Below are 17,816 nucleotides of genomic sequence, written 5' to 3' on the forward strand. Positions count from 1 at the left end.
CTTATATTTAATCATGCCTACCTTACTTATTCCTCTATTTTCTTCAGAGCATCAGGCTTGTGAGCAGCTTGTTTTCCTGTCTTATCACTTTCAACTAAGTACTCAGGGTTATCTTCACTTGCAGCAATATGATGTTCTTTAATATCTGTAGGCGAAGTAAGTTTATTTACTATTTTTCCAGTTGTCTTGCCTTGTGAAGTGTTCCATTCAACCCGATCGCCCTTTTTGAATTGTTCAGCCATATCCATCTCTTATTTGATGTTTTATACCTACTAACGTCACATTATGTCTGCGACTGCAAAAGCAGCCATCATTCTAGTGATAGAGAAAACCTTGATACAAAAGCTGTGGGTAGGCGTAGCCCATCGTAGAGATTGCTTCATAATGAAGAAAGATTAAGCAGATTTTCAAAAAACTCTCAATGAGCCAGACTAGCCTAAACTTAGTTGCAATATCTATCTTTCTCATGACCCTATCAGTACTGCTGGGGCCATTCTTAAATTTATCACCAGCAGTACCAGCGATCGCTACCTTCACCATTTTAAGCATAGCGACATTAGATAGTTTTAGCTTGCAAGGCAAGGGTGGTACTATCTTTTTAGATTGGATTGCTGGTTTTTCAAGTGAACACCGCGATCGCATTGTCCACCACGAAGCAGGACATTTTTTGGTTGCTTACCTATTGGGTATTCCCGTTACCGGCTACACACTCAGCGCTTGGGAAGCCTGGAAACAGGGGCAACCTGGACAAGGCGGTGTTAGCTTTAATGATGGCGAATTAGCATCTCAATTAGAGGCGGGTAAAATCAGTGCCCAAATGCTAGACCGCTACTGCACTCTTTGGATGGCGGGTATAGCTGCTGAAACCCTAGTTTTTAAGAATGCTGAAGGTGGAACTGATGATAAAAGCAAGCTGATAGGAGTCTTGGCAATTTTGGGCTTTTCTGAATCAGCTTATCAGCAAAAACTGCGGTTTCATGCCCTGCAAGCAAAAACCCTACTGGAAGAAAATTGGTCTAGCTATGAGGCTTTAGTTAATGCTATGCGACAACGCACTTCCGTAGAAGATTGCCATGCTGAGTTAGCAGTAGGGAGTAAGGCATTGCAGAACAGTGGCATGAATTGAGGCAAGCAGGGGAAGCGTAAGAAAAGCAGCCTATATCAACTTAGACTGTTTCTCTTTCGGCAAAATATATTCTTGCAAAATCTGCAAAGTATATGTTTCCACACAAAGCCCTTGCTGTTTAGCTTCTTGTGCAAGATACTATTCTAATTCTGGTGGCAAGTTCAAGGTTAAGGTCATAAGTCTCTTTTGAGTGACACCATATATTTTCAACTTGCCAAACCAGAAAGATTTAGATTACTTACGGATATAGATATATCCCTCGAAGACTATCGTCTTGTATTCTCTATACGGGTTTTCTCTACATGGGCTTTACGTGTCAGCAATTGCAAATTATCGATGGTAGTTAAACCACCCTGAGACATAGGTTTAATGTGGTCGATTTGAAAATCTCTCCGCATCTGGCTTTTAACTCCGCTGATTGCACAAGATATAAACCCTTTTGCATCTGTATGCTTGGCGAATACAGCATTTTTAATTTTTCTGTATTCAACAATATCTCGCTCTTTGATTTCATATAGAGTTAACTTCTCTATTGGTACAGTGTCAGGAATTACATTTTGTATTGATACTACAGCATTAGGGTATAGCCCTTCAATCTTAAGAGTTTCAATGTCCAACTGTTTCCTGAAATATAGCTTTTCGTCGCTAAATAAAACTTGCCAAAAAGACGTTTCATCATTCCAGAGGGAGTCGATGTAGTCAGACTTTGCTTTACCGCCTAATGAATTGTCGTAGATATATCTTGCTACGATAGATACATCACACTTCCTCCTCTCACTGAAGGCTAGAAAATCTGGTATTTGTTCATTTTCATTCTGAGCATAGAAACGCAAGATATTTTTTACATCTTCATCTCTATAACCAAGTAAAGTTTGATAGTTAGGAAAATAAATTTGCTTTGCAGTTTGCAAAAGATATTCAAGTTCTGCTTCGGTCAATATTTCTCTGTCTTGTAAATCAATACTTTGAAATAGAATTTTCAAATCATGTACAAAGTTGTCGTATGCATCTTCTGTATCGTCATATAACAATACATCATAGTTGGTAGGTTTAGGCTCATATCCTTCAGACGGTTCAAGAATGGAAAAACGATAAATTCCAAGAGGAACTCTCTTTAAAAACTCTAGTTCTTCCACACCAGTCGTAACAATTGAATCATCCATGATACGAGCGAATTCTTCAATCATCTCAATAGATATGAGCCGAGCAATTCTATTATTTGATAAAATGTCTTTTTCAGGAAATACTGCACCGTCTTGTTCATGAAGCTTTTCCGGGTTAACCCAGTTAATTTTGTTTTCCCATTCATCAATAAAGCTGACCACATAAGCTTTTTCTGTACCACCTGCTTTTTGCCCTCGCAAAGCCCGACCAATCATTTGTGTCATTAGTATTGTGGATGTAGTAGGGCGTGTGAGAAAAACAGTTTGTACATTAGGTAAATCCGTTCCTTCAGTTAAAATTTCTACATTGATCAATACCTCAAGCTCTCCATTTCTAAATTTTTGTATTTTTTCTTTATTGTCTTTTGCAGCAATTGTAGTACCTGTAGTTAAATCTTTGACTGCTGCTACAATGAAATCAGAATTAATTCCTTCATCCTTAAAGACTTTGTTCAATGCAACTGCGTGTATAACATCGATAGCAAAGACTAAAAGAGGTTTATATCTTTTTCGATTTTTTTTATAGTGAGCAACAATTTGATTGTTACGTTTACTATCTTCAGCAATTATTTTAGCTATATCTTGTGGTAGCCTGTCAAAATTCTCAATTGCCTTGATTTCTTGGGCTGTCAATTTTTGCTTTATTTCTATCTTCGTTTCTAGGTTTTCAAATATTGGTTCAGCAAGGATTCCCCTAGCAACTAAAGTTCTCAGGTGTTCTGAAAAGATAATATCATCGGGAAAAACTAACTTTAGCAGACCCTTCTCGCTCTCATCTGTTCGGAAAGGAGTAGCTGTTAACCCTAGCATTTTAAAGCCGTTATCATGATCTCGCTTCTTTAAACCATTTTTGACAGCATTAATTAATTTACGATAGGTCTTAGCTGTCGCATGATGCGCTTCATCTACAACCAAAAGAACTTCGTGTAAGTCACCGACCCAGTTTTTCAACAAGTGATCAAGCCCACTGTTTAGACTATCTTTACTGGCAATGATTATGTCATCAGTCTTTTGAATGTTTACAGGTCGATCGTGTTTAGGATGACCTGAGATAATGCGGTATCTAAATCCTGATACATTGCTCAATAATGATGAATAAGCACTAAGTTGAAGTGTCTCAAGTGCTTGGTCAAGTAATTCATGACGATGAGCAATCCATAGAACCTTTTTCTTGTTGTTGATAAAATTACGTAGTAGCCAGTGAACTGCTGTTAACGTTTTTCCGCCACCCGTGGGTAGAACTAGCAAGCCTTCAAAGGTATTTTTATTAGTTTCATTCAGTGCTTTGATTGCTTCGTTCTGGTGGGAGTATAGCTCTTTGGGAGCCTCACCCCTTGTTACTTTGATTAGACCTGCGTATGTAACTTGAACAGTTGTCATAATATCTAAAATCCTAGAAAGACTGTGCTTTAAGGGAGAGGCTGTAACTATTTCTGACTCAACAGATTGCAGCAATCCATTACCCTAATTGCCAGTATTCCCGAACTGATGTGCTGTCTAACTAATTACTAGAATATTTATGTAGAGATAAATGTATGAATAAATACTTTTTCAGCCGCTTGCACTTTTGAAAGTAAGGTTAGTGTCCAACAAGATTCCGAGCTTCTTTGAAGAAGTTTAGGAATCTGAGCCTTTCAGGACAACTGGCGATATTTGATGACAAGTCGTAAAGGGTCTATGCAATTCCATTAGCCATAAAAAATTGCAAGCGAAACGTAGCCTAAATGAAACAATCCCTGTTTTGACGAGATTACTTTGCTTCTCTTCAAGAGACTACGTCAACGCTTGCAAGAAAAGATTTACTTTGCGTAAGTCCTGAGAGTGAATCTCATTAGCTTCCTTGAACTCAAATTCAACAGAAAAGTTATTCAACTCTGGCGCGGAGTGCGGGAGATGGAAACAGAGAAGCAAATCCAGCTTGTCGCTCATTTAAAGGTTCTAAGGCATCATTCCAAAGGCTTTCATAATAAAAGAATGTTACGCCTAAACCGCGTTCTTGAGCAGCCCGCACCTGAGACTTAATTTGCTGCATGGGAACTGGATTATTTCGTAACCCTGTCATAATGCCAATTCCAGTTGGAATTATTTGTTGCGCTTCTTGAATTTCTGCGCGGGAAATATTAGCCACAAAACTTTGCAGATCCGGACGATAAATTTGCACGATTAACTCGTCCACATATCTTGCCGTATCCAACCCAGCCAATCTTGCAAGTGAAATTTGTAAGCAAAATCATAGTAATTAGGAGAAACAGAGAAAATTGCCTGGGGTTTTCTCTGCTTCACAGCTTGATTAAGTTTAACCATGAACGCCGTAATTTTTATCTGCCGCCACTTTACCCATGCCGCATCTTGGAATTAGTTGGGGAGGATTCTTCGTTTCTTTGGTGTACAAAGCAACTGTATATTGATCGTAGCCAAATTCGTGAGGCAAACTTCATGTGATCGTCAAACTGAATGCCATCGGCATCATATTGGGTGACAGTTTCTAGCACTAGATTAGTGATGAACTGTTGCACTTGCGGGAGGAACGGATTGAGCCACATAACCTCACCAGCCGCACTGATTGAAGTTTGGCTACCATCGCGCTTTTGTGTGAACCAATCCGGGTAATTCAGCGCAAGTTCCGAGGTTGGGGGAGCCATGAAACCAAATTCAAACCAGGGAATTACTAGCAATCCTTTGCGATGGGCTTGAGTAATAAGGTCTGCGAGAATATCATGTCCATCTGAACCTTTGTAGACAAAAGGTTGAATACCTGCACGTTGTGCTACTGCACTGGGATGCATCACATAGCCTGAATTCCACACTACAGGATAGATGGTGTTGAAGTTCATTCGCCGTAGTTGGCTGACTGCATCCTGCACTGTGGCGCGATTTTTCAGGGTATCAAAATCATTGTTGGTCATCCAAACCCCACGAATTTCTTGACGGGGCATCTGTGCGATCGCACTGAAGCCACCACTTTCGGTAATTACAGGGGTGAAACTGTCTACTAGCAATACCGTAATAAAGGATATAAAAATGAGAATTGGAAAAAGATACTTGAGCGATATCTGACGACAAGCTGCTATGCATCTACGCCGCCAACTTTGAACAAAAAAAGATGATTTCATAGATTTGAGTGATGCATTAACTACCTACACACGCCATTGCTCGTTTTTATAATTGAATCTACTAACCATATAGTTTACAAGTATTTATGCTTACTATATGATTAATGAGTTGGTAGTTTTTCGTTCCCTGCTTATGGAACTTTTGCACCAGAAAAAGAAATTAAAGCAGACCTAGCGAAGTTATAAGATGCTTGACGCAGCTAGTAGCCATTAAGTGCCCAATAGATATAGATACGGAGAATAGGAAATTGGGCATTGGTTATACTCCATCTCACTTAGGAACTTCAAAAAATAAAATCATCAATAGATAGGAATGATAATCATTTGTGCATTATAGTTTCGCTAATACCTTGATGCAGACTTTGATAATATGAGTTAAACTAATGAGTGAATTAAAAACACTTTGGGAAATTTAAACTATTAAATAGAATCTCACTTTTTATTTGAATAACTAAGTTATATTTTTTTAAATAACTAATTATATAATATTTATTTGTTCATTTTTTTTATTTAAAAATAATTCTGAATAAGTTTTTTCTGTAGTTATTATAGATTTATTTAAACTATCCTTAATATATTCAAGGATACTTTGAGCCACATACTCTGCAAGCTTGACTGGCACAGCATTTCCGATCATTTGTTCCAGGTCTGTTTTTGTGCCTTCAAAAATAAATGTTTCCGGGAAAGTCTGCAAATAGCTTCTTTCTATTGTAGTCAATGGGCGCAATTCTTCTGTAACGGGGACAGGATCTTTAGGGTGTTTCTTATAAGTTTTAGGAATAGGACGATTAACTCCTCCTTACTGTTGGGCTGGGTTCATCAATACTGAATATTCCTCTTCTTTGATAACTTCTTGGATGTCTGTAATAATATTGAATTTCTAATTTTTTTCCCAGATAATCTCTAATGGTCATTGGTTTATCTGCTAACCTTTTTTTGAGGTAAGGTTCTAGACTTTCGTCTGTTCCTTGTAACTCTCCAAAGCAAAAAAATCTTTTTCGCTTTTGAGGTACACCGCACAGACTAGCATCCAAAACTATTTCGCTTAAACCATATCCAGCAGCTTTTAATATTTTTCTGACCTCTTTATATTTATTGCTTTTACGAAATAATTCTACATTTTCTATCAAAAACCATTGAGGAAGTACACTTGTAACTATCTCCGAAAATATTATACTTAAATCCCCTCTTCCTAAATCTTCATTACGCTTTCCGGCACTAGAAAAATCTTGGCATGGAGGGCCACCAATAATAATTTCAGGGCGCATCTCTCTAAAGATTTGATAGTTTTTCCTCAAAATACTAAGATCATAATCAAAGATTTGATGGTTAAAGTTTTTTTGATAAACCTCTATAGCTGGTTTCCAATTATCAAACGCTGCTACAATATTAAAACCAGCATTGTGAAAACCTAAAGATAAGCCTCCACAACCAGCAAAAAGGTCTAAAACTCTAAGTGAAGAGCTTTTTTTATCATCTTTATATTTTTCTTTCATCTCTTTATATATCTTTTAATGATTAATATTCTAGTATGTACACGTAAAACAATGTGTTTAATAAAACTTTTGAATTTACGAAACTATTCCATGCCCTACCTGTGTCACAATAAATAACTGTAATAAGAAAAATATTGTTAAGGTAATTTAGTGAGTCCAACTGCTCAATCCACGACAAATGCGCGTCGCGTAGTATTTCCTTTTACGGCAATTGTCGGCCAGGAAGAAATGAAACTGGCGCTGTTATTGAACGTGATTGACCCCAAAATTGGGGGTGTAATGATTATGGGCGATCGCGGCACCGGAAAATCCACAACTATCCGGGCGCTAGCCGATCTGCTGCCAGAAATTTCTGTGGTTGCTAATGACCCATTCAGTAGTGATCCTAGCGACCCCGATTTGATGAGCGATGAAGTCCGCCAACTGTTAGAACAAGGGGCAGAAATTCCTGTAGCTCACAAAAAAGTCCAAATGGTAGACCTACCGCTAGGAGCTACAGAAGACCGAGTTTGTGGCACAATCGACATCGAGAAAGCTTTATCTGAAGGTGTCAAAGCTTTTGAACCAGGACTACTGGCAAAGGCAAACCGAGGCATTCTCTATGTAGATGAAGTCAACTTACTAGATGACCACCTTGTAGACGTGTTACTCGACTCCGCCGCCAGTGGATGGAACACTGTAGAACGAGAAGGCATTTCTATCCGTCACCCAGCACGTTTCGTTCTTGTGGGTTCTGGAAACCCAGAAGAAGGCGAACTACGCCCCCAACTGCTTGACCGCTTTGGGATGCACGCAGAAATTCACACGGTAAAAGAACCAGCGTTGCGGGTGCAAATCGTGGAACAAAGGGCAGATTTTGACCAAAATCCGCCAGTATTTCTCGAAAATTACAAACCCCAACAAGAAGCATTACAACAGCAAATTGTCAATGCTCAACAGCTTTTACCAGAAGTAAAAATTGACTATGATCTGCGGGTAAAAATTTCTGAAGTCTGCTCAGAACTGGATGTAGACGGTTTGCGGGGTGACATTGTTAGTAACCGCGCCGCCAAAGCTTTAACAGCTTATGAAGGACGCACTGAAGTTACAGTTGATGATATCCTTCGCGTCATCACACTATGCTTGCGTCACAGACTGCGGAAAGACCCCTTAGAATCGATTGATTCTGGCTACAAAGTCGCCAAAGTTTTTAGCCGCGTCTTTGGTGTTGAATTACCAGAAAGTGATACTGCACAAAAAAATGGCACAGGTCAAAAATTAGGGGCTAGGAGTTAAAAGTTAGGAGTGAGGAGTTAGAAGTTTTGAATGCAAAGCTATAATTCACAACTTTAATTCCTCACTCAGCACTGAGTATATAACTCATAATTACTAACTTTTAACTCAGTATTTAGCGCTGAATATATAACTTTTAACTCAACACTGACTATGAGATTTTGGTCTTTTTGGTACAACAGCTTTATTCTATCCAGCCAATATAACCCGCCCAGGTTTGTAGAATTATTGATGCTCTTATTAGCGATCGCAATGCTGGCAATAGCTAGTATTTTACCTGAAAGACCCTATTTAATCTTAGGCTTGAGCTTAGTAGTTGGAGCATCTATTTCCATCTTAGTGCGGGAAGCGATCGCCCCCTCACCCCAGACGCGAATTACCCAACTAACAGCATCCCTATTACTCATCATCAGCCTCTACGGTTTTGCTGACTTAATGTACGCTCTTTAAATTTTCGTTACATAGTTATAAATTTTCCCACCTACCTACTTACCAGCAAATTAGCGATCGCAGTACTAATTGGTTGACCTGTAAACTGTTGGTAATAAGTAAACCCAGGCGAAGGATTAACCTCGAAGCAGTACCATTCATTTCCAGGTGTGCGGCGTAAATCGATGCCGCAAAGAGACATTTTCAAGGCGTTCTAGATGCTCAACTCCCACACGCGAGACTTTGCTACGGATACCACTGATGGATTTATAAAGGCGGGTGTAATTTCAGACCAACACATTAAAGCATCATCAACTGCGATCGCATGTTGCCAAGCTCGACTATTTTCACCTGCTTCGGCAATTTGGGGAAGGCGGCGTGAATCATAGAGGCGCAAGTAGGCTGCGGTAATTTCACTCAAGTAATCGCAGGGGCACAACATGTTGTGCCCCTACCCGTGTACTTCATTTACCTGAAATACGCTGTAACTTAACGAACTACCCCGTGAGTAGAAACAGTATCAATCGGTTTTATCAGGTACAGGCGTAATAACTCCAAGCCATTGGAGATGTAAAGCGGCAGTTTTTGGAAGAATTGCAAGAATTTGGGAGTGTTGGAGTTAGCGATCGCACCCAACTTTTCATTATTGCTTATACAAGTATCCAACCGCCGATAAAACTCTGGATTCTCTACATCCAGCATGAGTGGGAACACTCTACCTGCGTTTTCGTTGGTCTTCTTAATTACATGGATGTCGTATTCTCGCGCATCTAATCCAAGGGTGGCATAAAAGTCCTTCCGTTGGATGTCATTAAGATACATTGTCGCAAACACCGACAACAGGAAGAACCGACTCCACAGCCGTGCTTTCCAATCATTCAACATTTGCGGCTGAGATTTCATGATCGCATCAAAGAAATCGCCGTGACGGTTTTCATCCTGACACCAGTTCTCAAAGAACCGGAAGATTGGATAAACCCGGTCTTCGGGATGTGCTTCTAAATGGCGATAAATGGTGATATAGCGCCAATAACCGATCTTCTCAGAAAGATAAGTAGCGTAGAAGATGAATTTCGGTTTAAAGAAGGTATAACTGCGGCTCTTTGTCAAAAACCCTAAATCTAGGGAGAGATTAAAGTCCGACAAAGCTTTGTTCAAAAAGCCAGCGTGACGTGCTTCATCCCGTGACATCAGGTTAAAGCACTCTGCCAAGACGGGGCTTTTTCCTTTCAAGCGACGGCCAAGTTCTTTATACAGCAAAAAGCCGGAAAACTCTGCCGTACAGGAACGTTCTAGAAATTCAACAAACAACTTGCGAGTTTCCCCGTCAATATGATCCCAGGATTGTTCAAACTCGGCATCCCGAACAAAGTGATGGCGGTTGTAGTCAGTGCGGAACTCTTCGAGAATGGCTTGTAACTCGTCTTCGTTGACGGAGATATCCATCCGCGCCATTTCATCAAAATCGGTAGTATAAAACCGAGGTGTTAACAGGGTTTCTTTCGCTGGGACTTTAATCCCTGGCCGGATTTCTTCAAAGCCTGGTTTTTTGAGGGAATCTACCATGTCTGGATTGCTCTTTCGTCTTTATTATCTTAAGTAAACTCTTCGGGTGACGTTCTTACGTCGCTACCCTTCGGATTTGCCAGTCGCCCGCGGACTCACTAACGCTGCGCTCTCGCTTTTGCGTCAAAAGACCACGCTGGCTCATCCTTACACTAAGGGCAGTTCCTCGTGGGGAACTCCGAAGACTGGACTGTCTAACCAGAAAGCCAAAAATAATGCTTTGGCAAGCCGATAACAGCCCACAATAATCCAATTGTATAAAGTTCAGTCTACCAAGGTGCGGGTTAGAAACTAATAAGTAAAACATTAAGAGTTGCAACAACAATTCAATATTGGCAGTCAAATCAGGGCAACGAGTCTGAATATTGACAAGCCTGAATTAAGCGTAGAATGAACCAAAACCGCAATTACATAGAACTTTCAGGAAATTAAATGTTCACTTCCTAGTGATGATAATCATTGAAAATTTTTAACCCTGTCCGCAGAAATGGCTAATAATAAAATTGCCTTCAGTCGGTGAATACCCTAGAAACTTGGTATATTACTCATGCTCAGACGCTTAAGCCGCCGTAAAATCTCCTCAGTAGCTGCGCTTGTGCTTGTTATATGCTTTACTTTGTTAATTGTGCGTTCATTTGGGCTAACAATTATGACATCAGCACCCCAACTGCTCACCGACCCATTTTTGCAATTGCCAACTGAAACCTCAGTGCAAGTAGTTTGGTTTACTGAGTTTGCTGGTGTTAATCATACAGTAACTTACGGGGAAAATTTCAAACAAACCGCTAAAGCAAATATTACCAAACTGACTCGCACGCGTGAAGATCAAGAGTCAAAAGTTGCAAACCAAACCAAAGACGGCCAAATTTATCAAAAACCCGTCCTGCGTGATATTTGGCGACATGAGGCTGAGGTAACTGGGTTAACTCCTGGTGTGCGGGTAAACTATCGGGTTACGAGTGTCCGAGAAGACAACGAGAGTGTTAGCAGTGATGTTTTTACCCTCGCAGCTACTCCTAAGTTAGATACACCACTAAAAATTTTACTCACCTCAGATCATCAGTTAAAACCGATGACATCTGCAAATCTGCAAAAGGTGGTAGAAACAGTTGGACGAGTTGATGGGGTGTGGTTTGCCGGTGATTTAATTAATATTAGCGATCGCGCCTCAGAATGGTTTGATGATAATAGTGGTGGTGCGTTATTTCCCGGTTTACAAGGTCGTGCTAAATATGAAATGACGCACGACGGGGTAAAGACAATCTACACTGGCGGACAAATAATTCAACACGCACCCATGTTTACTTGTATTGGCAATCATGAGGTTATGGGGCGATTTGCCAGAATGGGAAGTTTAAATGATGAATTTGATGATACGTTCCCCCGTGTCGCTGCCCAAAAAATCTACCAGGACAACTTAATAGATAATTCCTTTAATACTAATACTTACGAAGAAATTTTTTCTTTACCAAAAAGTAAAGAGGGTGGAAAAAGGTATTATGCAGTTACTTTTGGTGATGTGCGTTTGGTGGTACTGTACGCTACGAATATGTGGCGGACTCCCAGCTTAAATGGAAAGAATAAGGGTAGATATCGAGAAGCTGAAAAGGATTTAAATAATCTTGAAAATTGGGGTTATGGACAGGTAATTTATGAGCCAATTGCTAAAGGCAGCAAGCAGTATAATTGGCTAGAGGCAGAACTCAACAGCCCTGAGTTTCAACAAGCAAAATACAAAGTTGTGATGTTCCATCATCCACCCCATACTTTGGGTGATAATATAGTTCCTGCTTATACAGAACCAGTACAGATAATTGAACGGGATGATAATAATATCAAAGCAGTGCGTTACGAATATCCTAAAGACGCAGATTATATTATTCGTGATGTTGTCCCAATACTTGAAGCAGCTAATGTGCAATTGGTATTTTATGGACATTCCCATTTGTGGAACCGCTTTGTTAGTCCCAGTGGAATGCACTTTCTAGAAACATCTAATGTAGGTAATACTTACGGTGCTGCTTGGGGTGATAGAAAGCGAGAAGTACCAATAGGATATCAAGAGGATTATGTTAATGTTGGTGATCCCAATGGTTTAGAACCGATAGTACCAACAATTTCCCCTTTGCTGGGCGAAGATGGAAAGCCGATGCCTTACATTGCGAGTAATGATATTACGGTTTTCAGTATCTTTGATACGGGGGCGGGTACGATAAGTAGTTATCGCTTTGATACTCGTAAGCCTGATTCGGAAGTATTGAAGTTTGACGAATTTAAGTTGAAATAGTTGAAATAACCAAAGCGAATGGAATTCGCGGCTACACAAACAAAGTCCGCCTCTGCTGACTAAGTACAGCATTTCATTAATTCGTAGCGAATTAAATTTGGCAATGCCAACGCATCGACTGACAATGCCAATGCATCGACTGACAATGCCAATGCATCGACTGACAATGCCAACGCATCGACTAACAATGCCAACGCATCGACTAACAATGCCAACGCATCGACTAACAATGCCAACGCATCGACTAACAATGCCAACGCATCGACTAACAATGCCAACGCATCGACTGACAATGCCAACGCGTCCCCTTGCATTAAAAACGCTACGATTTACGCAAAGCTGTACTAAAAAAATTGAGGGTTTGAACCCACGGAGGTGGGTTTTGCCTGCGTAGGCACGGTTTCTAATCAGCTATCTCATTTAAGTTCACAGGAGTAGATTATAGACTGCCAATAGCATCGGCAACTAGTTTAGAAACAAAGGGCAAAATTGCCTGACTCTTAGCCTGTGCTTTACCTTCAGTAAATACTACTAAGAGATAAGGGCGCTGTTCTGGTAACTCAATATACGCGGCATCATGGCGAACTTGACTTGTCCAACCTGCCTTTGACCAAATTTGAGCATTTTCAGTCAGTCCACCGCCTAAGAAACCTGTTACCTGATCTTCCTCTCTGTCTGTGGGCAAATCGTTGAGAGGACGTTTGAGTAAAGCCATCATAGCTTGCGATCGCGCACTTGAAACCGCTACTCCACCTACAATACTATGCAGTAACCGAGCGATCGCATTTGTTGTCAACATATTGCGATTTTCCAGCAACTCTCCCACAAACGCCCGTTCTCGCCCATAAGGGCCATCACCCCAAGTTTTTTGACAGACGTTAATTGTCTGCAATTCTTCCCAACCCAATGATTGGTAATAGCGGTTAACAATATTACGCTGGTATTTCCAGGTTTCAAAAGGCCCGATTGGTAATTCTGGCCCTGATGTAGTGCCAGTCAAAATATCTACAACCAAGCTGGTAGCATCGTTACTAGAATCTATAATCATATCCCGCAAGGCTCGCTCCAACTCCTTGGAGTTTTGAGCCATGCCTTTTTCTAGCCATTCGTTTACCGCCACTAGGTAAAATAGTTTGACTACACTAGCGGGATAAATCCGCTCAACACCACGATAAGTAAAACCACGAACTGGATGATCCCAAAAAGCGTTAGGAGTCAGCGCCCCACCAGTATTTACTCGCACTGGGGGATCGTAAACAACCCAAGTTATGGCAATTTGGTTACGCGCTAAGGTCGGAAATGCTGTCCAAGCTGCATCTAAAATGCCATTACCAAGATTTTCCAGTTGATCGTCTTTATTAAAAAAAACCATTCTCTAATAATGTCCTTTAATTTAAAATCACAAATCCAAAATCCAAAATCAGGGGAGTATCAGTGTTTCGCTAACCTGAATTTATATGATTCTCCTGAATGTACGCGTTTAGCAACTCAAGCCGCCTCTGGACGACATTTATGGGTAACATCAAATTATCAAAATTTAGCAGTTGAGGTGTATTTATGTGAAGATGACTATCCAGGATGGGTATCTGTTTCAGATTTTGATTCATTACAACCTGCTACTTTACCCTATCAGGCTGCAATATTTTCTGAATCTGAAATTAAAAAACTCCTAGCGGAGGTTATCGCCTTTACCCAAAAAGCGATGCAGCAATCCAATTATTACCTTTGGGGTGGTACGGTTGGGCCAAATTACGACTGTTCTGGGTTGATGCAGGCAGCGTTTGCTTCGGTGGGTATTTGGCTACCTAGAGATGCTTATCAACAGGAAGGATTCACTCAAACAATTACTATTGCAGAATTAGCAGCCGGGGATCTGGTATTTTTTGGAACTAGTCAAAAAGCAACTCATGTCGGGCTTTATTTGGCTGATGGTTATTATATCCATAGTTCTGGAAAAGATCAGGGACGAGATGGGATTGGGATTGATGTTCTTTCGGAACAGGGGGATGCTGTTAGTCAGTCTTACTATCAGCAGGTGCGGGGTGCTGGTAGAGTTTTTAAGAGTTACGAACCACAGAGACGCTGAGGGCGCGAAGAAATATGAGGAGTGGGTTGGTTGAACAAGGGGTGATGGGGGAAAATGGGGCGATTTCAGCAATCGTTCCAGATGTTTCGGTGGTGGTGCCGATACATAACGAGGTGGAAAGTTTGCCGCTTTTACTAGAAGCGATCGCATCTACTTTATCGTCTAGTCAGGTAAATTATGAAATCATTTGTGTAGATGATGGTTCTACAGATGGTTCCGGGGATTTTCTCAAGAAGGAGGCGCAAATCCGCACAGATTTAAAGGCGGTGATTTTGCGTCGTAATTACGGACAAACTGCGGCGATGGCTGCTGGATTTTATTATGCAGTCGGTAAAGCGATCGTTACTTTAGATGCTGATCTTCAAAATGATCCGGCTGATATCCCTATGTTATTAGCAAAGCTGGATGAGGGTTACGATTTGGTGAGTGGTTGGCGGCAAAAACGCCAAGATGGTGCTGTAAATCGGTTACTTCCTTCTAAAATTGCCAATTGGCTAATTCGTAATACTACTAGCGTGAATATTCATGATTATGGCTGTTCGCTGAAAGCCTATCGTGCAGAACTGTTGGCAGATATGAACCTCTACGGAGAATTACATCGATTTTTACCTGCTTTGGCGTATATCGAAGGAGCGAGAATTACTGAAATGCCAGTGCGTCATCATGCCCGTCGCTTTGGCCAAAGCAAATATGGGATTTGGCGGACATTCCGCGTGTTGATGGATTTGTTAACCATCCTGTTTATGAAAAAATTTCTCACCCGCCCGATGCACGTTTTTGGGCTGTTGGGTTTGATTTCAATGTTTTCGGGAACTGCGATCGGAATTTACTTGACTTTTGTTAAATTGGCTTTAGGCGAGATGATTGGCAATCGCCCCTTGCTAATTTTAGCAGTTCTCCTCTTAGTAACAGGAGTGCAGTTATTTTGCTTCGGTCTTTTAGCAGAATTGCTCATGCGTACATACCATGAATCCCAAGGACGGCCTATTTATCGGGTGCGAGAGGTAGTAGCAAAAAATGTTAAGTAAGGTAACAATAGTAGTTATTGGTCATTCGTCATTAGTCATTGGTCATTAGTAAATAGTTCTGACAATTCAGGTTATGTGGAAAAGCTAACGATTAACCTAACCCCCTAACCCCCTTACCGCATCGGTAAGGGGGAAATTCAAAGTCTCTCTCCTTTTGGGAGAGAGAAATAGAAGTGAGGTTTTCCAGATGCCGTGAAAAGTCAGTTAAATAATTAAGAGTAAATATTGATTGACTCTAAACAAATGACAAATGACAAAGGACAAAAAACTATTTAAATTGCATCTACCTTGAAAGCATTTAATACCTTTGACGCCGAACTACGAAGCAACCTGCTTGTTTTATTTACGGCAGGTTTATTATTCTGGTCGAGCTTGTCTTTGCTCTTACCAACACTACCGCTTTACATCGATGATGTGGGCGCAAGTAAGCAAGAAATTGGGATTGTTATGGGCAGTTTCGCCATTGGGTTATTGCTATCTCGCCCAATGTTGGGACGGTTAGCTGATGAACGTGGCCGAAAAAGTGTCTTGTTGATTGGTACGATAGTAGCTGCGATCGCACCCTTTGGTTATCTGGCAACTCAATCTCTTGGGTTATTAATCTTGGTGCGGATTTTTCACGGCATTAGTGTTGCCGCTTTTACCACTGGCTACAGTGCCTTAGTCGCAGATTTAGCTCCCGCCGAAACTCGTGGCGAAATCATTGGTTACATGACCTTAGCAACTCCCCTTGGTTTAGCAATTGGCCCCGCCTTGGGTGGGTATTTGGAAGCTACAAGTGGTTACGGGATATTATTTCTCTTCTGTGCCGAATTGGGTTTTGTCGCTCTCTTACAGATTGTACAAGTCACAAATCCGCCAGTGCAAACACGGGAACAAACAGATAATCGTAATTTTTGGCAAGTTTTGGCCAGTCCACAGGTAAGAGTTCCAACTATAGTTATGTTACTGGTTGGTTTGTCCGTTGGTGCTGTACATACTTTTGTGTCATTATTTCTCAAATCCACTGATGTAGACTTCAATGGCGGATTGTTTTTTACAGCTGCGGCAATTGCTAGTTTTAGTATCAGGGTATTTGCTGGTAAGGCAAGCGATCGCTTCGGTCGTGGTTTATTTATTACTTTTGGTATTTTTTGCTACGTTTTAGCGTTAATACTGCTGTGGCAGGCTAACAGCGCGATGTTTTTCTTACTGGCTGCGAATCGCTGAAGGTGCTGGTGGTGGTACACTCATCTCCATGATGATCACCATGATGGCAGACCGCTCTCAGCCGCAAGAACGGGGGCAAATTTTTGCTATATGTATAGCTGGACTTGACCTGGGAATTGCGATCGCTGCTCCTCTTCTGGGTATCATCGCCGAACTTGTAGGCTACCGCGATATGTTCGGCTATGGTGCTGCGATGACTTCTCTTGCACTTGTCCTCTTCCTCACCCAGTCGAGCAAAAACCTATCCAACTCCTTCCGCTTTGCACTAGGTCTAGCTCCAGATGCTTATGCCTTGAAAAAATTAAAAGTTAGGAGTGAAGAAATTTAACTCATCACTCCTAACTTTCAACTCTTAACTTTCAAATACGGGCGAGGAGGGATTCGAACCCCCGACACCGTGGTCCGTAGCCACGTGCTCTAGTCCACTGAGCTACACACCCCCACTGACAACTTATATTAACACGTTCTAACTAAATGGCGCAAGATAATTTTCCATCTAATTTTGCCAACTTAACCCATCTAGATCAACACGGACAAGCGCAAATGGTAGACGTGTCTGATAAAGCACCCACCATCCGCCAAGCAGTAGCTGCTGCTAATGTGCGAATGCTGCCAACAACCTTCGCTGCTATTCAAGCCGGAAATGTCCCAAAAGGTGATGTGTTAGCAACTGCAAGATTGGCTGGGATTATGGCAGCCAAGCAAACAGCCACTTTAATTCCTCTGTGTCATCCCTTGCCTTTGCAAAAAATTGCAGTCGAAATTATACCCGATCCCCAACTACCGGGTTATCAAATTCAAGCCACAATCAAAACTAAAGCTGAAACTGGTGTAGAGATGGAAGCTTTAACTGCCGTTTCTGTGGCTGCACTAACTTTATACGATATGGCAAAAGCTTTAGAGAAGTCGATTCAAATTGAATCGATTCGTTTAATAAGTAAGAGTGGCGGGAAATCAGGAGATTATTTGCCGCCAGAGTAATAAGCTTTTTGGGAATTGGGAATTGGGAATTGGGAATTGGGAATTGGTTATTAATTCTTC

General features: G+C 41.1%; 16 protein-coding genes, 1 tRNA gene and 2 pseudogenes. 9 read left to right on the forward strand and 10 right to left on the reverse strand.

Features of this window, described 5'->3' with window-relative positions:
• Positions 1 to 26: 26 nt before the first annotated feature.
• Positions 27 to 242, reverse strand: coding sequence for a hypervirulence associated TUDOR domain-containing protein (locus tag ANSO36C_RS28655; protein WP_251957528.1), 216 nt, complete (start codon positions 240 to 242; stop codon positions 27 to 29).
• Positions 243 to 421: 179 nt separating this feature from the next.
• Here ANSO36C_RS28655 and ANSO36C_RS28660 point away from each other — a divergent pair, with 179 nt between their 5' ends.
• Entirely contained in the window at positions 422 to 1,126 is a 705-nt protein-coding gene (locus ANSO36C_RS28660; protein ID WP_251957529.1) for an ATP-dependent Zn protease, read from the forward strand.
• A gap of 266 nt (positions 1,127 to 1,392) precedes the next feature.
• Here ANSO36C_RS28660 and ANSO36C_RS28665 read toward each other — a convergent pair whose 3' ends face one another.
• The 4 genes and pseudogenes from ANSO36C_RS28665 to ANSO36C_RS28675 form a co-directional block, all read right to left on the reverse strand.
• Complete coding sequence (locus ANSO36C_RS28665; RefSeq protein WP_251957530.1) at positions 1,393 to 3,669, reverse strand: DEAD/DEAH box helicase family protein; 2,277 nt, start codon at positions 3,667 to 3,669, stop codon at positions 1,393 to 1,395.
• A gap of 484 nt (positions 3,670 to 4,153) precedes the next feature.
• Positions 4,154 to 5,402: pseudogene (locus ANSO36C_RS28670) on the reverse strand (glycoside hydrolase family 10 protein).
• 478 nt (positions 5,403 to 5,880) lie between these two features.
• Positions 5,881 to 6,129, reverse strand: a complete 249-nt coding sequence (locus tag ANSO36C_RS34570) for a DNA cytosine methyltransferase (protein WP_323374528.1) — start codon at positions 6,127 to 6,129, stop codon at positions 5,881 to 5,883.
• 61 nt (positions 6,130 to 6,190) lie between these two features.
• Positions 6,191 to 6,898 carry a DNA cytosine methyltransferase gene (locus ANSO36C_RS28675; RefSeq protein ID WP_323374529.1) on the reverse strand — a complete coding sequence of 236 codons (708 nt, stop codon included), beginning with the start codon at positions 6,896 to 6,898 and terminating at the stop codon, positions 6,191 to 6,193.
• A 150-nt stretch (positions 6,899 to 7,048) separates the two neighbouring features.
• Between ANSO36C_RS28675 and bchI the strand changes: the two genes are divergently transcribed.
• Together bchI and ANSO36C_RS28685 are read left to right on the forward strand one after the other, a co-directional pair.
• Positions 7,049 to 8,173: a magnesium chelatase ATPase subunit I gene (bchI, locus tag ANSO36C_RS28680; RefSeq protein WP_251957531.1), complete on the forward strand. Its 1,125-nt coding sequence runs from the start codon at positions 7,049 to 7,051 to the stop codon at positions 8,171 to 8,173.
• 150 nt (positions 8,174 to 8,323) lie between these two features.
• Positions 8,324 to 8,620, forward strand: coding sequence for a hypothetical protein (locus tag ANSO36C_RS28685; RefSeq protein WP_190943735.1), 297 nt, complete (start codon positions 8,324 to 8,326; stop codon positions 8,618 to 8,620).
• A gap of 31 nt (positions 8,621 to 8,651) precedes the next feature.
• Here the strand turns inward: ANSO36C_RS28685 and ANSO36C_RS28690 are convergent, their stop codons facing one another.
• From ANSO36C_RS28690 to acsF, 3 genes are read right to left on the reverse strand one after another with little or no spacing between them, the layout of a single operon-like run.
• Complete coding sequence (locus tag ANSO36C_RS28690) at positions 8,652 to 8,801, reverse strand: hypothetical protein (protein WP_251957532.1); 150 nt, start codon at positions 8,799 to 8,801, stop codon at positions 8,652 to 8,654.
• A 12-nt stretch (positions 8,802 to 8,813) separates the two neighbouring features.
• Positions 8,814 to 9,041, reverse strand: a complete 228-nt coding sequence (locus tag ANSO36C_RS28695; protein ID WP_251957533.1) for a hypothetical protein — start codon at positions 9,039 to 9,041, stop codon at positions 8,814 to 8,816.
• Between the two features lie 47 nt (positions 9,042 to 9,088).
• Positions 9,089 to 10,165: a magnesium-protoporphyrin IX monomethyl ester (oxidative) cyclase gene (gene acsF, locus ANSO36C_RS28700; protein ID WP_251957534.1), complete on the reverse strand. Its 1,077-nt coding sequence runs from the start codon at positions 10,163 to 10,165 to the stop codon at positions 9,089 to 9,091.
• Between the two features lie 649 nt (positions 10,166 to 10,814).
• Here acsF and ANSO36C_RS28705 point away from each other — a divergent pair.
• Together ANSO36C_RS28705 and ANSO36C_RS35210 are read left to right on the forward strand one after the other, a co-directional pair.
• A complete protein-coding gene (locus ANSO36C_RS28705) occupies positions 10,815 to 12,452 on the forward strand; it encodes a purple acid phosphatase family protein (RefSeq protein WP_251960468.1) in 1,638 nt (545 codons plus the stop codon).
• Positions 12,453 to 12,603: 151 nt separating this feature from the next.
• On the forward strand, positions 12,604 to 12,846 hold the full coding sequence (locus ANSO36C_RS35210; protein WP_410174736.1) for a hypothetical protein: 243 nt from the start codon (positions 12,604 to 12,606) through the stop codon (positions 12,844 to 12,846).
• Between the two features lie 45 nt (positions 12,847 to 12,891).
• On the opposite strand, the gene ANSO36C_RS28715 is transcribed toward ANSO36C_RS35210, so the two are convergent.
• Positions 12,892 to 13,824 carry a serine hydrolase gene (locus ANSO36C_RS28715; RefSeq protein ID WP_251957536.1) on the reverse strand — a complete coding sequence of 311 codons (933 nt, stop codon included), beginning with the start codon at positions 13,822 to 13,824 and terminating at the stop codon, positions 12,892 to 12,894.
• A gap of 9 nt (positions 13,825 to 13,833) precedes the next feature.
• On the opposite strand from ANSO36C_RS28715, the gene ANSO36C_RS28720 reads away from it, so the two are divergent.
• From ANSO36C_RS28720 to ANSO36C_RS28730, 3 genes and pseudogenes are all read left to right on the forward strand, one after another.
• A complete protein-coding gene (locus tag ANSO36C_RS28720) occupies positions 13,834 to 14,538 on the forward strand; it encodes a C40 family peptidase (protein WP_251957537.1) in 705 nt (234 codons plus the stop codon).
• 14 nt (positions 14,539 to 14,552) lie between these two features.
• On the forward strand, positions 14,553 to 15,566 hold the full coding sequence (locus ANSO36C_RS28725) for a glycosyltransferase family 2 protein (RefSeq protein WP_251957538.1): 1,014 nt from the start codon (positions 14,553 to 14,555) through the stop codon (positions 15,564 to 15,566).
• A gap of 288 nt (positions 15,567 to 15,854) precedes the next feature.
• A pseudogene (locus ANSO36C_RS28730) lies at positions 15,855 to 17,103 on the forward strand (MFS transporter).
• 38 nt (positions 17,104 to 17,141) lie between these two features.
• On the opposite strand, the gene ANSO36C_RS28735 reads toward ANSO36C_RS28730, so the two are convergent.
• Positions 17,142 to 17,215: transfer RNA gene (locus ANSO36C_RS28735), tRNA-Arg, on the reverse strand.
• A 34-nt stretch (positions 17,216 to 17,249) separates the two neighbouring features.
• On the opposite strand from ANSO36C_RS28735, the gene moaC reads away from it, so the two are divergent.
• Complete coding sequence (gene moaC / locus ANSO36C_RS28740) at positions 17,250 to 17,756, forward strand: cyclic pyranopterin monophosphate synthase MoaC (protein ID WP_251957539.1); 507 nt, start codon at positions 17,250 to 17,252, stop codon at positions 17,754 to 17,756.
• Positions 17,757 to 17,816 lie beyond the last annotated feature (60 nt).

Origin of the sequence: Nostoc cf. commune SO-36 (assembly GCF_023734775.1) — a bacterium.
GTDB classification, from domain to species: domain Bacteria; phylum Cyanobacteriota; class Cyanobacteriia; order Cyanobacteriales; family Nostocaceae; genus Nostoc; species Nostoc commune_A.

Bases quoted from the DNA above. Each gene is read 5' to 3' on its own strand.
- moaC (WP_251957539.1), top strand. From the start codon at position 17,250: ATGGCGCAAGATAATTTTCCATCTAATTTTGCCAACTTAACCCATCTA.
- ANSO36C_RS28665 (WP_251957530.1), bottom strand. From the start codon at position 3,669: ATGACAACTGTTCAAGTTACATACGCAGGTCTAATCAAAGTAACAAGG.
- ANSO36C_RS28685 (WP_190943735.1), top strand. From the start codon at position 8,324: ATGAGATTTTGGTCTTTTTGGTACAACAGCTTTATTCTATCCAGCCAA.
- ANSO36C_RS35210 (WP_410174736.1), top strand. From the start codon at position 12,604: ATGCATCGACTGACAATGCCAACGCATCGACTAACAATGCCAACGCAT.
- ANSO36C_RS28715 (WP_251957536.1), bottom strand. From the start codon at position 13,824: ATGGTTTTTTTTAATAAAGACGATCAACTGGAAAATCTTGGTAATGGC.
- ANSO36C_RS28675 (WP_323374529.1), bottom strand. From the start codon at position 6,898: ATGAAAGAAAAATATAAAGATGATAAAAAAAGCTCTTCACTTAGAGTT.
- ANSO36C_RS28705 (WP_251960468.1), top strand. From the start codon at position 10,815: ATGACATCAGCACCCCAACTGCTCACCGACCCATTTTTGCAATTGCCA.
- acsF (WP_251957534.1), bottom strand. From the start codon at position 10,165: ATGGTAGATTCCCTCAAAAAACCAGGCTTTGAAGAAATCCGGCCAGGG.
- ANSO36C_RS28660 (WP_251957529.1), top strand. From the start codon at position 422: ATGAGCCAGACTAGCCTAAACTTAGTTGCAATATCTATCTTTCTCATG.
- ANSO36C_RS28725 (WP_251957538.1), top strand. From the start codon at position 14,553: ATGAGGAGTGGGTTGGTTGAACAAGGGGTGATGGGGGAAAATGGGGCG.
- ANSO36C_RS28695 (WP_251957533.1), bottom strand. From the start codon at position 9,041: ATGTTGTGCCCCTGCGATTACTTGAGTGAAATTACCGCAGCCTACTTG.
- ANSO36C_RS28720 (WP_251957537.1), top strand. From the start codon at position 13,834: ATGTCCTTTAATTTAAAATCACAAATCCAAAATCCAAAATCAGGGGAG.
- ANSO36C_RS28690 (WP_251957532.1), bottom strand. From the start codon at position 8,801: ATGTCTCTTTGCGGCATCGATTTACGCCGCACACCTGGAAATGAATGG.
- ANSO36C_RS28655 (WP_251957528.1), bottom strand. From the start codon at position 242: ATGGCTGAACAATTCAAAAAGGGCGATCGGGTTGAATGGAACACTTCA.